At 61.2% G+C, this 13,600-nt stretch carries 14 protein-coding genes; 6 read left to right on the top strand and 8 right to left on the bottom strand.

Annotated elements, in window-relative coordinates:
• Positions 1-3: 3 nt before the first annotated feature.
• Genes metG through HY247_07470 form a run of 4 tightly spaced genes read right to left on the bottom strand, consistent with a single transcriptional unit; the run spans position 4 to position 4,380 of the window.
• Complete coding sequence (metG, locus tag HY247_07455) at positions 4-1,710, bottom strand: methionine--tRNA ligase (GenBank protein ID QQG48569.1); 1,707 nt, start codon at positions 1,708-1,710, stop codon at positions 4-6.
• Between the two features lie 40 nt (positions 1,711-1,750).
• Positions 1,751-2,983 carry an adenosylhomocysteinase gene (locus HY247_07460; GenBank protein ID QQG48570.1) on the bottom strand — a complete coding sequence of 411 codons (1,233 nt, stop codon included), beginning with the start codon at positions 2,981-2,983 and terminating at the stop codon, positions 1,751-1,753.
• Positions 2,984-3,036: 53 nt separating this feature from the next.
• On the bottom strand, positions 3,037-3,573 hold the full coding sequence (locus HY247_07465; protein ID QQG48571.1) for an adenine phosphoribosyltransferase: 537 nt from the start codon (positions 3,571-3,573) through the stop codon (positions 3,037-3,039).
• Positions 3,574-4,380, bottom strand: a complete 807-nt coding sequence (locus HY247_07470; protein ID QQG48572.1) for an S-methyl-5'-thioadenosine phosphorylase — start codon at positions 4,378-4,380, stop codon at positions 3,574-3,576.
• An 86-nt stretch (positions 4,381-4,466) separates the two neighbouring features.
• Here HY247_07470 and HY247_07475 point away from each other — a divergent pair, with 86 nt between their 5' ends.
• Both HY247_07475 and HY247_07480 read left to right on the top strand, forming a co-directional pair.
• The gene (locus HY247_07475) at positions 4,467-4,883 is read left to right on the top strand and encodes a translation initiation factor IF-2 subunit beta (protein ID QQG48573.1); all 417 of its coding nucleotides are present in this window, start codon (positions 4,467-4,469) and stop codon (positions 4,881-4,883) included.
• On the top strand, positions 4,855-5,196 hold the full coding sequence (locus tag HY247_07480; protein QQG48574.1) for a DUF424 domain-containing protein: 342 nt from the start codon (positions 4,855-4,857) through the stop codon (positions 5,194-5,196). Before HY247_07475 ends, HY247_07480 begins: the two co-directional genes overlap by 29 nt.
• Here the strand turns inward: HY247_07480 and dnaJ are convergent.
• Genes dnaJ through HY247_07495 form a run of 3 tightly spaced genes read right to left on the bottom strand, consistent with a single transcriptional unit; the run spans position 5,193 to position 8,667 of the window.
• Positions 5,193-6,263: a molecular chaperone DnaJ gene (gene dnaJ, locus HY247_07485; GenBank protein ID QQG48575.1), complete on the bottom strand. Its 1,071-nt coding sequence runs from the start codon at positions 6,261-6,263 to the stop codon at positions 5,193-5,195. The two genes, HY247_07480 and dnaJ, sit on opposite strands and share 4 nt — an antisense overlap.
• A gap of 12 nt (positions 6,264-6,275) precedes the next feature.
• Positions 6,276-8,135: a molecular chaperone DnaK gene (gene dnaK, locus HY247_07490; GenBank protein ID QQG48576.1), complete on the bottom strand. Its 1,860-nt coding sequence runs from the start codon at positions 8,133-8,135 to the stop codon at positions 6,276-6,278.
• Positions 8,128-8,667 (bottom strand): nucleotide exchange factor GrpE, encoded by a 540-nt coding sequence (locus tag HY247_07495; GenBank protein QQG48577.1) that lies wholly within the window; start codon positions 8,665-8,667, stop codon positions 8,128-8,130. Before HY247_07495 ends, dnaK begins: the two co-directional genes overlap by 8 nt.
• A 77-nt stretch (positions 8,668-8,744) precedes the next feature.
• Between HY247_07495 and HY247_07500 the strand changes: the two genes are divergently transcribed.
• The 4 genes from HY247_07500 (at position 8,745) to HY247_07515 (ending at position 12,899) form a co-directional block, all read left to right on the top strand.
• Positions 8,745-9,518: a serine protein kinase RIO gene (locus HY247_07500; protein ID QQG48578.1), complete on the top strand. Its 774-nt coding sequence runs from the start codon at positions 8,745-8,747 to the stop codon at positions 9,516-9,518.
• Complete coding sequence (locus tag HY247_07505; GenBank protein ID QQG48579.1) at positions 9,515-10,111, top strand: RNA-binding protein; 597 nt, start codon at positions 9,515-9,517, stop codon at positions 10,109-10,111. The genes HY247_07500 and HY247_07505 overlap by 4 nt, the downstream gene beginning before the upstream one ends.
• A 174-nt stretch (positions 10,112-10,285) precedes the next feature.
• A complete protein-coding gene (locus tag HY247_07510; GenBank protein ID QQG49588.1) occupies positions 10,286-11,848 on the top strand; it encodes a DNA topoisomerase VI subunit B in 1,563 nt (520 codons plus the stop codon).
• Positions 11,802-12,899, top strand: a complete 1,098-nt coding sequence (locus tag HY247_07515) for a DNA topoisomerase IV subunit A (GenBank protein QQG48580.1) — start codon at positions 11,802-11,804, stop codon at positions 12,897-12,899. Before HY247_07510 ends, HY247_07515 begins: the two co-directional genes overlap by 47 nt.
• Here HY247_07515 and HY247_07520 read toward each other — a convergent pair.
• Complete coding sequence (locus HY247_07520; GenBank protein QQG48581.1) at positions 12,883-13,575, bottom strand: DNA alkylation repair protein; 693 nt, start codon at positions 13,573-13,575, stop codon at positions 12,883-12,885. The two genes, HY247_07515 and HY247_07520, sit on opposite strands and share 17 nt — an antisense overlap.
• Positions 13,576-13,600: the final 25 nt, after the last annotated feature.

The raw sequence follows: 13,600 nt of genomic DNA on the forward strand, positions 1-13,600 counted from the left end.
CCTTCAGCCTCCGAAGTATTCCTTCACAGAGCGGCTCCTTGTCGCCAGCTTCCTCGCCTTCTCCAGGTGTTCGTCCTCGAGCCGCTTGAAGGGTATCTCCGGCTTGGAAGCCACCTTGAACCCCCGCGGGATCTTCCGGATGTCCTCCCAGCCCGCTTCAGGCGTCCCTAGGGTTGCAAGTATCTTTCGAGAAGACCCGGGCAGGAATGGCTGGAGGAGAATCGCAAGCTTCCTGCTAACTTCGAGGCACGAATAGATCACCTGCTCGCATGCCTCCTTGTCTTCCTTGATTAGCTTCCAGGGTTGACTCCGCTGAAAGAACCCGTTCCCCAGGTCTGCGATTGCGAGGATTTTCGACATCGCATCCCTGATGTCGACCTGGTCCATCAGCCGACCGACCTCGTCGCAATTCTCCAGCGCCCTATGCATGAAGTCTGCTCCGTCGGAGGGGTTCCCACCCTTGACCTCCCCCCCGAAGTAGTTCCATGCGAACGTCGTCGTCCTATGGACGAAGTTACCGATGTTAGCCACGAGTTCGTTGTTGACCTTGCTCTGGAATTCGTCCCACTTGAACTCCGTGTCCCTCGTTTCAGGGATCAGCTGGATGAGATAGTACCTCCATACGTCGGGGTCCAGCCCCACCTCAGGGACGCTTTCACAGAAGACTCCCCAACCCCTGCTCTTCGAGATCTTGTCCCCCTCGTAGTTACAGAACTGCATCCCCACTACATCGTAGGGAAGGTCGATACCTCCGTGGGCCATCAGCATCCCGGGCCAGAAGATGGTGTGGAATGGTATGTTGTCCTTGCCGAGGAAGTTGTAGATCTTCACGTCCCCTTCCAGCCAGAACTTCTTCCACTCGTTGGGCTTCCCCTTACCTTCGGCCCACTCCTTGGTCGAGGAGATGTACCCGATGGGCGCGTCGAACCACACGTAGAAGACCTTGTCCCTGTACCCTTCGATGGGGACCGGGACCCCCCATCTCAGGTCTCTAGTGATTGACCGCTTCTTGAGCCCCTCCTTGATCCAACCCAGGGCGAGGGACGTCACCTGGCTCTTCCACTCCTTCTTGGACCTGATCCAGCGCTGCAGCTCCCCCTGCACCTTCCCAAGCTCGAGAAACAGCTGCTTGCTGTCCTTGAAGACCGGAACGCTGCCGTCAACCTTGCACTTGGGGTCGATCAGCTGGATTGGGTCGAGGAGTGTCGAGCAATTCTCGCACTGATCCCCTCTTGCGAACTTGTATCCACAAACGGGGCAGGTCCCCTGTACGTACCTGTCGGGGAGGAATATCCTGTCCTTCTCGCAGTACGGCAGGCGGAGTACTCCCTCGCTTACGTAACCATTCTTGTGGATCTTGAGGAAGAACTCCTGGGTGGTCCTGTGGTGGATCTCCCTCGAAGTCCTGGAGAAGTTGTCGTAGGAAATCTCGAACCAAGAGTAGATTCCCTTCTGCACTTCGAAGAGGACGTCAGTCAGCTGCCTTGGTGTAATCCCTAGCTCAAGGGCGGCGACCTCGGTGGGGGTCCCGTTCTCGTCCGTCCCTCCTATGAACACAGTCTCGAGGCCCCTGAGCCTGCAGTACCTCGCGAAGATGTCGGCAGGCAGGTGGGAACCGACCAAGTTCCCCACGTGGGGGACGGCGTTCGTGTATGGGAGGGCGCAGAGGACGAGCACCCGCCCGCTCTTGGGTCGCGATCGCGGAGCCACTTCTGACTGCGAGCGTCAATCTTTCAGTATAAACCTTGACTCAGGTTTCCCAGCTTTTGGCGTACATCCTCTGCGCCTCGGTCTGGGCCCCGATTCTGACCCCCATCGACTCGAGAGCTGCCCTGGCGACCTCGTCCTCCACTTCGGCCGGGACCCCGTAGACCGTCTTCTCCATCTTTCCATGGTCCGTGCGGATCCGAAGGGCAGCCAGGAACTGGTTGGCGAACGACATCTGCATGACCTCCGGCGGGTGCCCCTCTGCAGCTACCAGGTTGGCAATCCTGCCTTTCCCCACGAGGTACACCTTCTTCCCACCCGGGAGCACCACCTCGTCCACGTGGGGGCGGACCTCTCTGACCGACTTTGCCTTCGAGAGGAGCGTCTTCACCTCGATCTCGACGTCAAAGTGCCCTGCGTTGGCCAGTATCGCTCCTTCCTTCATCGCCAGGATCGCGCTGTAAGGAATCACGTTCTTCTGACCCGTCGCTGTCACGAAGAGCCTCCCTCGCCCCGCCGCTCCCAGCATGTCTGTCACCTCAAACCCGTCCAGGTGAGCCTCGAGCGCCTTGACCGGGTCCACCTCCACGACCGTGACCCTCCCGCCCATCCCCCTGGCGCGCATCGCGACCCCCTTCCCGACCCACCCGTATCCGACCACGACTACGCTCATCCCGGCCAGCAACAGTGCAGTGGCCCTCATGATCCCGTCCAGGGTGCTCTGGCCAGTCCCATACCTGTTGTCGAAGAGGAACTTGGTCTTCGCGTCGTTGACCGCAATGACAGGGTACTTCAGCCGCCCTTCAGCCTCGAGGGCCTTCAGCCTGACGACCCCGGTCGTCGTCTCCTCCGACCCCCCGACAATCCCCTTCGCACCACGCCCGTGGGCCGCCACGTGCAGGTCCGCCCCGTCGTCGACGAGCTGGGTCGGTCTAAAGGAGAGGACCTTCCCCAGGCACCAGTCGTACTCCTTGGCAGTCTGCCCTCTCCATGCCCAGACCTCAGTCCTGGTCGCCAGGTAGGCCGCTATGTCGTCCTGCGTGGAAAGGGGGTTCGCGCCTGCAAGACTGACCTCGGCTCCGGCCGAGAGGAGTGTATCAACCAGGACAGAGGTCTCCTTGGTCACGTGCAGGCAGACGCCGAGCCTTACTCCGGCCAGGGGTTTCTTCTTCGAATGCCTCTCGGCCAGACCCGTAAGCGCTCCCATGTGGGCTTTCGCCCACTTGAAGTTCTTCTCGCCTTCGGCCGCGAGCTTTGGGTCTGCTATCTTCGTCAACCTAACTACCCCGCAGACTCATCTGCTTTATCGTTGCTCCTTCAGGTCGCTCGCTACTCTTTGTCATACTTCGCGAGCGAGTAGACCTCATACCCCTCGAGCTTCTCCCTCCCCTTCAGGTACGTAAGCTCGGTCACGAAGGCGAATCCCACGACCTTTCCGCCCATCCTCTCGACGAGCTTTGCTGCGGCCCGAGCGGTGCCTCCGGTCGCGAGCAGGTCGTCCACCACGAGCACCTTCTCTCCCTTCGATATGGCATCGGAGTGGACTTCAAGCCCCTGTCGGCCGTACTCCAGCTCGTAGTTCATGCTGACCTTCTTCCCTGGTAGCTTGCCCACCTTCCTCGCGGGGACGAACCCTACCCCCATTCGGTCCGCAAGCGGAGCTCCGACGATGAACCCCCTCGCTTCTATCCCGACGACCTTATCGACTCTCTTCCCCTTCCACCGGTCCTCGAGGGCCTTCGTGACCCTTCTCGAGAGCTTCGCGTCCTTCCAGAGCGTCGTCAGGTCCTTGAACGAGACGCCCTTCTTGGGATAGTCAGGGATGTTCCTCACTGCGGCCCTGACCTCTCGGTCGAGGTCCGCCAATCAGGCGCTCAGCCTCGCGTGTTTCAGGGCGGCCTTGCAGTCGCACCCTCGCTCCTCCGGGAGTCCTTTCGCCACCTCGGATATCAGGCCCCTGAGCCTCTCAATGTTCTGATTGAAGACCCTGACGACTTCCTCGTGAGAAACGGGCGCCGCCTCCGGGTCTCCCTCCAGGCCTGCGTCGTAGTCCGTCGCAAGAGACACGTTGAGGTAGCAGAGCTCGAGCTCCCTGGCGAGCACGACCTCCGGGTACTGGGTCATGTTGACCACGTCCCAGCCCTGCTTCGAGAAGAACCTGCTCTCCGCCTTGGTCGAGAACCTCGGTCCTTCGATGACCACGACCGTCCCCTTCTCATGGAACTTCAGGCCCAATTTCTTTGCGGCCGCCACAGCCACACTCCTCATCTCTGGGCAGTAGGGCTCGGCCATCCCGACGTGGGTCGTCTCCGGCCCATCGTAGAAGGTCCCGACCCTGCCCGAGGTGAAGTTCACGAACTGGTCGCAGAAGACAAAGTCGCCCGGCTTGATCTCAGCTCTCAGGCTCCCCACTGCGGTCGGCGCGATTACCCTCTGAACCCCGAGCTGGCTGAACGCGCTGACATTGGCCAAGTAGGGGACCTTGTGCGGAGGGAACTCGTGCCTGACCCCGTGCCGAGGCAGGAAGGCGACCTCTCTCCCTCCCAAACTCGAGATAGCGACCTTCGCGCTTGGCGCCCCATACTTCGTCCTCACCGTTACCTGTTCCGAGTCTCCGAAGAGCCTGTAGAAGCCTGAACCGCCAAAGACGCCGACCTCCGCCCTCGGCTTCACAGTCCGCCCTCGCCAGTTTCCGATTTAATCTTTGGGACCTCTGGGCCCCAATAGTTTGAAATACCCTATCGGTATTTTTTCTCTTCATGGCGCGATCATACGAGGAACTCCTCACGAGGGCCAGGTCTGGAGTCGCAAAGGACACCAAGAAGTCCGGCGCCCTCCGCCTCGAGCTCCCAGAAGCCGACGTGATCTGGGTTGGCAACAAGACGATCTTCCGCAACTACGCTGAGTTCCCCAAGCTTCTTCGGAGGGAGTCGCCCCGCGTCCTGATGTACCTCGCCAAGGAGCTCGCGACGGCCGCCTCGGTTGATGGAGACAGGGCCATCTTCATAGGGAGGAAGGACCGGGACTCGTTCTCGCAGCTCCTCCAGCGGTATCTCAAGGACGGGGTCATCTGCCCGGTTTGCGGGAGCCCCGACACGCACCTCGACAAGGAAAAGAGGATGTGGTTCATGGTCTGCGAGGCCTGCGGTGCCCGCTCCGTCGCCAAAGTGGCGTAGGATGGACCACAAGGGCTTCTCGGTCAGGACGGCTGCCTTCCAGGGGAGGGTCCTGGTCAACATCTGCGACGAGGAACTCGTAGGCAAGGTCGTCGAGGAGGGGAAGCTCAAGGTCCACCTGTCCAAGGAGTTCTATTCCGGCGAAGTCGTCGAGAAGGGCGAGGCTCTCAGGCTCATCCGCACTTGCTCCGTGGTGAACCTTGCAGGTGAGAGGTCGGTCTCGCTCGCAGTAGAGAACGAAATCGGGACCCCAGAGGCGATCCGTGAGATCGAAGACGTGCCGTTCCTGATGATCTACAAGTTCTCCGGCTAGGCGTCCCTGAACTTCTTCAGCAGCTCCTTCTGTGCCGAGCTCAGGCTCTTGGGAACCTCGACGTCCACCTTCACGTACTGGTCCCCTTTCCCCCACGACCCGTTCTTGGGGAGGCCCTTTCCCTTGACCTTGAACACGGTCCCCGGCTGCGTCCCATGAGGGACCGTGAGCTTCAACGCACCATATAGCGTCGGCACTTCGAGCTCAGTCCCAGTCATCGCGTCCACGACCCCCACCTTAGTCTCAAGGTAGATGTCGCTCTCCCTCCGCCCGAAGACCTTGTGCGGCGCCACGTTGACGACCACGTACAGGTCTCCGGGAGGTTCCCCGTTCTCTCCTGCGTTGCCCTCGCCCCTCAGGCGGAGGGTCTGCCCATCCTCTACTCCCCCGGGGATCATCACCCTGATCTTCCTCTGCCTTTCGACCGTCCCCCTTCCCTGGCACGCGCCGCAGGGCGAGTCGATCACGTATCCCCTTCCTGCGCAGGTCCCGCACGCCGATATCCTCACCATCCTGGCGAACCCTGAGGACTGGACCCTCTGGACCTGACCCGTCCCGCCGCAAGTCTGACAAGCACTGGGGCTCGTCCCGGCCTTGGCCCCGCTGCCCTTGCAGGTCCCGCACACCTCCTCCCTTGGGACGTCTATCTCCTTCGCAAGGTCTCCGACGACGTCCTCCAACCCCACGTTGAGATGGTAGGTCAGGTCCTCCCCGCGGCTCGCCCTCCGGGGCCCTCCCCCGCCGAAGAACTGGGCGAAGAGGTCGTCAAAGCCCCCAAACCCCGACCCCCTGAAGAACTCCCCGAAGTCCGCCCCCCTGAAGATGTCCTCCTGCGAGTACCTCCTGTAGACTCCTTCCCGTCCATAGGCATCGTACTGCTTTCTCTTCTCATCGTCAGAGAGGACCGCGTACGCCTCTGAGACTTCCTTGAACCGGGCCTCCGCCTCGGGCGACTTGTTCCTGTCAGGGTGGAATTCGAGAGCCAGCTTCCTATAGGCGTCCTTGACCTGCTGCTTGGTCGCTCCCTTCTGGACCCCCAGAACCTTGTAGTAGTCCTTCTCCGCCACGACGTCCCTCTCCTACTTGCCTTCGTCGACTACCTTGTAGTCAGCGTCCTTCACCTCGGCCCCGTCGCCCGCCCCCGCCTGCGCTCCCGGAGCCTGACCCTGGGGCTGCTGCTGCGCCTGCTGGTACAACGAAGCGCCCACCTCCTGAAGGATTTTCTTGAGCGCCTCGTTCTTCTCCCTAAGGACGGCAGGGTCCTTCCCCTCCATGGCCTTCCTCAGCTCTGCTGCCGCGGCGTCGACCCTGTCCAGGCTTCCCTTATCCACCTTGCCCTCCAGGTCCCTCTTGGTCCTCTCCGTGGTGTAAAGTATCGAGTCCGCTTCGTTCCTCAGCTCCGCCTCCTCCTTCTTCTTCTTGTCCTGTTCTGCGAACGACTCGGCGTCCTTCACGAGTCTCTCTTTCTCCTCCTTCGACAGCTTGGTCGACGCCGTGATTGCGATCTTGTTCTCCTTCCCGGTCCCGGTGTCCTTCGCGGCCACCGTCAGGATCCCGTTGGCGTCTATGTCGAAGGTCACTTCGATCTGAGGCACTCCTCTCGGGGAGGGCGGAATCCCCGCGAGGTTGAACATCCCAAGGGAGACGTTGTCTGACGCCATCGACCTCTCGCCCTGGACCACGTGAATCGTGACCGCAGTCTGGAAGTCGGCAGCTGTGGTGAAGACCTTGCTGCGCTTCGTCGGGATAGTCGCGTTCTTTTCGATCAGATGCTCAGTGATCCCTCCGAGCGTCTCGACCCCGAGCGAAAGGGGAGTCACGTCGAGGAGGAGGATGTCCTTGATCTCGCCTGCGAGCACGGCGCCCTGAATCGCCGCCCCGATCGCGACCGCCTCCATCGGGTCGACACCCCTCTCCGCCTGCTTGCCAGCCACGTCCTCCACGAACTTCCTTACGAGGGGCATCCTCGTCATGCCTCCGATCAGTATGACCTTGTCCACCTGCGACGGAGTCAGCTTCGAGTCTGACATCACCTTTCTTATCGTCTGCTCGGTCTTGGAGACTATGGGCCTGGCGACCTCCTCAAGCTTCGTCCTGGTGAGCGTGTAGTGCAGGTTCTTGGGGCCGGAGGCGTCGCTCGCGATGAACGGCAGGTCGACATCAGTAGAGGTGAGGTTCGAGAGCTCGATCTTTGCCCTCTCGGCGGCCTCCTTGAGCCTCGCCATCGCGGTCCTGTCGCCCGACAGGTCGATCCCTGTCCTCGAGCGGAACTCCTGAAGGAGCACGTTGATGACAGCGTTGTCGATGTCCGTCCCGCCGGTCTGCGTGTCCCCCGACGTCGCGAGGACCTGGAAGACCCCCTGCCCGAACTCCATTATCGTGGCGTCGTGTGTCCCTCCCCCGAAGCTGAAGACCAGGATCTTCATCTCCTTGTCCGACTTGTCGAGCCCGTACGCAAGCGACGCCGCGGTCGGCTCGTTGATTATCCTTACCACTTCAAGGCCGGCGATCTCCCCGGCGTCCTTGGTTGATTGCCTCTGGTTGTCGTTGAAGTGCGCCGGCACGGTGATGACCGCCTTCTTGACCGGATACCCGAGGAAGACGTCGGCGTCGTGCTTGATCTTCTGAAGGATGAACGCGCTGACCTGCTCGGGCGAATACTGCTTGCCGTACGCGGTCACTTTGTAGTCTGTCCCCATCTTCCTCTTGATCTCGAAGATGGTCCCCTCCGGATTCGTCACTACCTGCCTCTTCGCGGGCTCCCCAACCAGCAGCTGCCCGTCCTGAGTGAAAGCCACCACCGACGGGAACATCTTCCCCGAGGGAGTCGCCCCCTCTGCGCTGGGTATCACCACGGGCCTTCCCGCCTCCACGACCGCAGCGGCGGAGTTGGTGGTCCCGAGGTCGATCCCTATGATCTTCTCTCTTGCGCTACTCATCGCCCTTCGCCTCCTGCGCCGGCCTGATAGCCAATTCAACCTTTACCATGCTGGGTCTCATCAAGTGGCCTCTGAAGGTGTATCCGGGGCGCAGCTCTCCGACGACCGTGTCCTCTTCCCCCTCGCCCTGAACCTTTTCGACCGCTTCGTGAAGCTTCGGGTCGAACCGCCTCCCCACGCACTCTATCTTCTCCAGGCCCTCCGCCTCCAGCGCAGCGAAGAGGTTCCTCCTTACCATCATCAGCCCCTCGGCCAGCTCCGTCCCGGAGGACTCCCCGGCCCCGTGCTGCAGCGCCAGGTCAAGCTCGTCAGCGACGGGCAGAAGCCTGCTCACCAGGGCTCCGATCCTGCGCTCCGCGACCTCCTTCGCCTCCCTCTCAGACCTCTTCCTGAGGTTCTCGAGGTCTGCCTGGGCGTACTTCAGCCTGCTGAGTATCTCTGAGTTCTTCGTCCTTTCTTGGGCGAGCTCGGCGCCGAGCTCCCGCTCAGCGTGAGGTCCCTCTGTGCTGGAATCGTCCTGTTCAGACAACATCTATCGTCTCCCGCCTAGGCGGGAATCGGGTTCGCCCTCACTCCAAGGTATAAATTTTCCAAGCTTGGCGCCTGCGGGTGGAGTCAGACGACGAGTCCCCCAAGATGCGCGAGAGGCTCCTCAAATCGGAGCGCGACAACCGCTACCTGCGCAAGGACTCCGACCAGAGGAAGGTCATGGAGGAGGTCTTTGACAGGTCGACTCTCCTTGCGGTCGAGGAGCTCTTCGCCAGGAAGGACCTCTCCGAGCTCCACGGAGTCGTCAAGGCCGGAAAGGAGGCTAGGGTCTACCGCGGCGAAGACCCCTCGGGACGTCCGGTAGCAGTCAAGATCTACCTCGTCTCATCATCGGGCTTTCGAAAGAGGATGGGATACATTGCAGGGGATAGGCGCTTCGGCAAGCTCCCGTCCGGCTCCCGCGAGACGATATACCTGTGGACTCGCAAGGAGTTCAAGAACCTGCAACTCGCCGAGCACGCCGGGGTCAGGGTCCCGTCCCCGCTGACCTTCCACAAGAACATCCTCCTGATGGAGTACATCGGAGTCCCGCCTGAGCCTGCCCCCACCTTCGCCGAAGCTGAGGTGGACGAAGGGGACTACCACTGGACCTTCGAGACAATCGGCCGCCTCAGGAACGAGGCGAAGCTGGTCCACGCCGACCTCTCAGAGTTCAACGTCTTCAAGCAGCCCGACGAGAGGGTCCTATTCGACATGGGCTCCGCGGTCCTCTCCTCCCACCCTCAAGCCGAAACCTTCCTCAGGCGGGACGTCTCCAACATGGTGAGGTTCTTTAGTAAGCGCGGTCTCAAGAGCAGGGACGCTGATTACTGGATGGCAAAGATCACAGGATGAGCTTCGAACAGGTCGTAAGAATCCCCCTCGAGAGAGTGGGGGCGGTCATAGGACGGGAGGGGACAGGCAAGAAGTTCCTGGAGGGTGAGCTGGGAGTCACCCTCAAGGTCGACAGCAAGGAGGGCCTGGTCACCATCCGCTCGGGGTCGGCCGACTCGGACCCCTTCGCCGCCACCAGGGTCATCGAGGCGATCGGCAGGGGCTTCTCGCCCCAGCACGCCCGGCGCCTCTTGGAGGAGGGCTCTGCCTTCGAGGTGATCGACTTGCGCGACTACGCCGGCAAGAGCGCGAACTCCCTCGAAAGGCTCAGGGGGAGGGTCATCGGGCTCAAGGGGAAGTCCAGGCGAGTGATCGAAGAGCTGACGGGATGCAACCTCTCAGTCTATGGCAGGACCGTGGCGATCGTGGGAGGAGCCAACGAGGTGCGCCTCGCTGCAGACGCGATCCGCTCCCTTGCTACAGGCAGCCAGCACAGGACAGTCTACAACACCCTCCAGAAGGCGAGGACCAAGCGCAAGATGGAGAGGATGTTCCTCTGGGAAGGTACCTCTCCCGAAACTATGGAAGAAAAACTGAGCCGGCTGGAGGGTTAGATTATATCCGCTTCATGCAGACGTGATGGCGTCGGAGGATCCTGTCGAGGTCAACGATTGCGCTCACGTACCATCATCGCAGCCGCACCCCGAATCGGAGGTGGTTCCAACTGAGCAGCAAGACTTCGTTCGCGGAGATTTCGCCATCAGAGTTCTTTCTACCGTAACCGCGACCTGGCGGGCTTCACCAACCCCGCCCGAGCCCTCTACATGGCGGTCCGCGAGCTCGTGGAGAACTCCATGGACGCCGCAGAGCTGGCTGGGACGCCTCCCGACGTCTACGTCAGGATCACCAGCGAGAACACGAACCCGGAGTTCCAGGACCCGAAGCCATACCGGCTGACGGTGATCGACAACGGCCCCGGGGTCGCCCCCCAGCACGTCCCCAGCGCCTTCGGGAAGGTCTTCTACGGCTCGAAGTACGTCCTCCGGCAGTCGCGCGGTATGTTCGGGCTCGGAGGCACGATGGCGATACTCTATGGGCAGATCACGACCAACAAGCCGGTCACGATCATGACCTCGCCCGACGGCAAGAAGAAGCACACCTTCCAGATGATGATAGACATCGGAGAGAACAGGCCCGTGGTCCTCCGCCGCTCTTCCGCAGAGGCGAACGGCACGACTGGGACCAGGGTCGACTTGACCCTCGAGGGCGACTACCTCAGGGCCTCGCAGAAGATCGGCGATTACTTCAAACAGACTGCTCTGGTCGCGAGCTACGCGAACATCACCTTCGTCGACCCGCTGGGCCAGCTCACATTCTACGAAAGGGTCACGACCTCGATGCCCCCTGCCCCGAAGGAGACCCTTCCCCATCCCTATGGGATCGATGTCGAGGCCTTCAAGCGGATCATCAAGCTCTCCGAGGAGCACAACATGCAGTCGTTCATGGTCGCGCACTTCCACAGGGTCGGGGAGAAGATCGCGACCAAGTTCCTAGAGTTTGCGGGAGTCAGCCCGAGGCTTCCCCCCAGGCGTCTCAACAACCTCCAGATCGTCTCGCTCGTGGACGCGCTCCAACGCTTCCCCGACTTCCTGGCTCCCGACGCTGCCTGCCTCTCGCCCGTAGGGGAGGAGATACTGCTCGCAGGGATCAACAAGGAGCTCCAGCCCGAGTTCTCCACAGTGATCACCCGCCCCCCTTCGTCATACTCTGGGTTCCCATTCCTGGTCGAAGTCGGGGTCGCCTACGGAGGGAAGGTCCTCCAGCCGGGGGTCAAGCTCTTCAGGTTCGCGAACCGCATACCACTGCTCTACGACGAAAGCTCTGACGTCAGCTTCAAGATCCTCAACGAGGACATCGACTGGAGGAGGTACCACATCCCTCCCGAGGCCCCTGTGGGAGTGATCACCCACATCTGTTCCACCAAGATCCCCTACAAGACCGTCGGCAAGGAGTACATCGCGGACAGGCCCGAGATCGAAAGGGACGTCAAGAACGCAGCGAGAGAGGCGCTACGGAGGCTGGGCCTCTTCATGTCGAAGAAGGGGAGCATGGAAGCGGTCCAGAGGAAGATGAACATCTACGGCAAGTACCTCCCCCTCATAGCGAAGTTCTCCGCCGAGCTCGCGGGCCAGAAGCGCATGCCAAAGTACAGGAACCTGATCGGGGATGGCCCTCAGGACCCCGACGGCGAGCCCGTCGAGGACGCAGGCGATGCCCAAGCCGCAGCCCTGAAGGAGATCGAGATTGAGCAAAAGAAAATCGACCAGTACGGCGGAGACAAGGAAGAGTAGCGCCCAGGCCCTCCTTAAGGACCTGGGGCAGAGCGTCTACTCAGACCTCGACGCAGGGAGGTTCCCGAGCCTCACCTTTGCGAGCAGGTCCGTCAGGAACATAGTCTACGACAAGAAGCTCCAGCAGTTCATCCTGGGCGCGGCCACCGTCAAGAGGTCTTCCGGGAACATCAAGCACATACGCCCTTTCACCCAACTCCTGTGGCTCGCATTCTTCGCGAAGAAGCTGGTGGACGAAAAGAAGACCTCGACCCTCCGAGACGTCTTCTACTCTGCGCAAGCCTTCGGCGTGGAGTTCGTGGACCAGGCCGAGTCCGACGAGCTGATCACCGACCTGGAAGTCGTCATGCAGATGGCAAGGGAGGGGATGCACATCTTTCCGGAGGAGAGGAGCGCAATCTTCGGGGACCTCACCATCGAATACACGGTCCCCGGCTACGAGGGGAAGAGGGCAGACATGTCGGGTAACCCTGACGGCGTGATGATTGGGCCTGCCCTAACGACCGCCGAATTCGTAGACACAGACGCGGAGATCGTGATCGCGATCGAGAAGGGCGGCCTCTTCACTAGGTTCGTGGAAGAGCAGGTGCACAAGAAGTACAAGGCAATTCTGATCAACACCGCGGGCCAGCCGCCTAGGTCGACGCGGTTCCTACTCAGACGTCTCAACCAGGAGCTGGGGCTTCCCGTGGGCATCCTCTGCGACGCAGACCCTTGGGGTGCACACATAGCAATGGTTTGTAAGGGGGGCTCAGCCAATTCGGCTCACCTCCGGGAGCTCACCACCCCCGACGCCGTCTGGCTCGGGGTCTGGGCTTCGGACATCGTAAAGTACAAACTCCCTTCCGACAAGCTCACCGACGTCGACATCAAGCGCCTCTACGAGCTGAAGGCGGACCCACGTTATACGGACAAGATGTGGCACGACGAGCTGGACACTTTCCTCAGGATCAAGAAGAAGAGCGAGCAGGAGGCCTTCGCCAGATACGGGCTGAGCTACATCGTGGACAAGTACCTGCCCGAAAAGCTTCAGCTCATGAAGAGCTTCTAAGCCGCCTCTGCACGGCTGCACTCGAAAGTTCCCTCTTCGCATCCGCGGCCACCCACTTCGCGCTGGGCGCATCCATCTTCGAGATCCTCCCGGCAGCCCTCAGGGCGATCCCGTTGAGCCTCCTGTTCCTCTTGCCAATCTGCCTCAGCGCCCAGTTGACCGCCTTCTTGACAAAGTTCCGGGGGTCAGTGGAGCCGCGCTCGATGTGCGGAATGAACCCTTCGAAGGCGCTGTCCGGGGCCTTCTTGTCATGGACGGCCAGCTCGGCCATAAGCGCGTAGCCAGCCCTCTTCACGAACTCCTCCTCCCTCCAGCTCCACTCCACGGCTTTCCCGTATGCCAATGGGGTCTTGTCGAAGAGGGTCCCGCAGACACCGTCGCAGACGTCCCAGGAGTCGAATTCCGAGACCCAGGCTTCCATTTGCCTCTCAGTCACCTTCGACGGCTCGTCGACCATAGCCGCAAGAATCCTTGCCTCGTGGATCTTTGTCTTCCACAGGGCAGCGGCCAGCGCATGGTCTCTCCCCAACTTCTTCGAGATGGCCCTGATCGTCGGCACGGAGAGGCCCAGCGCACTTCCGGTGGTGATCCCGAACCTTGTCATTCCTTTGACAACGGAGGGGTCCGCCTTCCGCCTCATCTCCTCAATCACAGCTTGCGCGTCCACGCCCTCCATCGCATCGAAGAACTTCTAAATACCC

The organism is archaeon, from assembly GCA_016432545.1.
In the GTDB taxonomy this organism is placed as follows: domain Archaea; phylum Thermoproteota; class Nitrososphaeria; order Nitrososphaerales; family Gagatemarchaeaceae; genus UBA183.

What these genes read in the sequence shown, in the direction of transcription:
- HY247_07495 (QQG48577.1), bottom strand. Translation starts at nt 8,667, where the DNA reads ATGTTGTCTGAACAGGACGATTCCAGCACAGAGGGACCTCACGCTGAG.
- dnaK (QQG48576.1), bottom strand. Translation starts at nt 8,135, where the DNA reads ATGAGTAGCGCAAGAGAGAAGATCATAGGGATCGACCTCGGGACCACC.
- HY247_07520 (QQG48581.1), bottom strand. Translation starts at nt 13,575, where the DNA reads ATGGAGGGCGTGGACGCGCAAGCTGTGATTGAGGAGATGAGGCGGAAG.
- HY247_07475 (QQG48573.1), top strand. Translation starts at nt 4,467, where the DNA reads ATGGCGCGATCATACGAGGAACTCCTCACGAGGGCCAGGTCTGGAGTC.
- HY247_07505 (QQG48579.1), top strand. Translation starts at nt 9,515, where the DNA reads ATGAGCTTCGAACAGGTCGTAAGAATCCCCCTCGAGAGAGTGGGGGCG.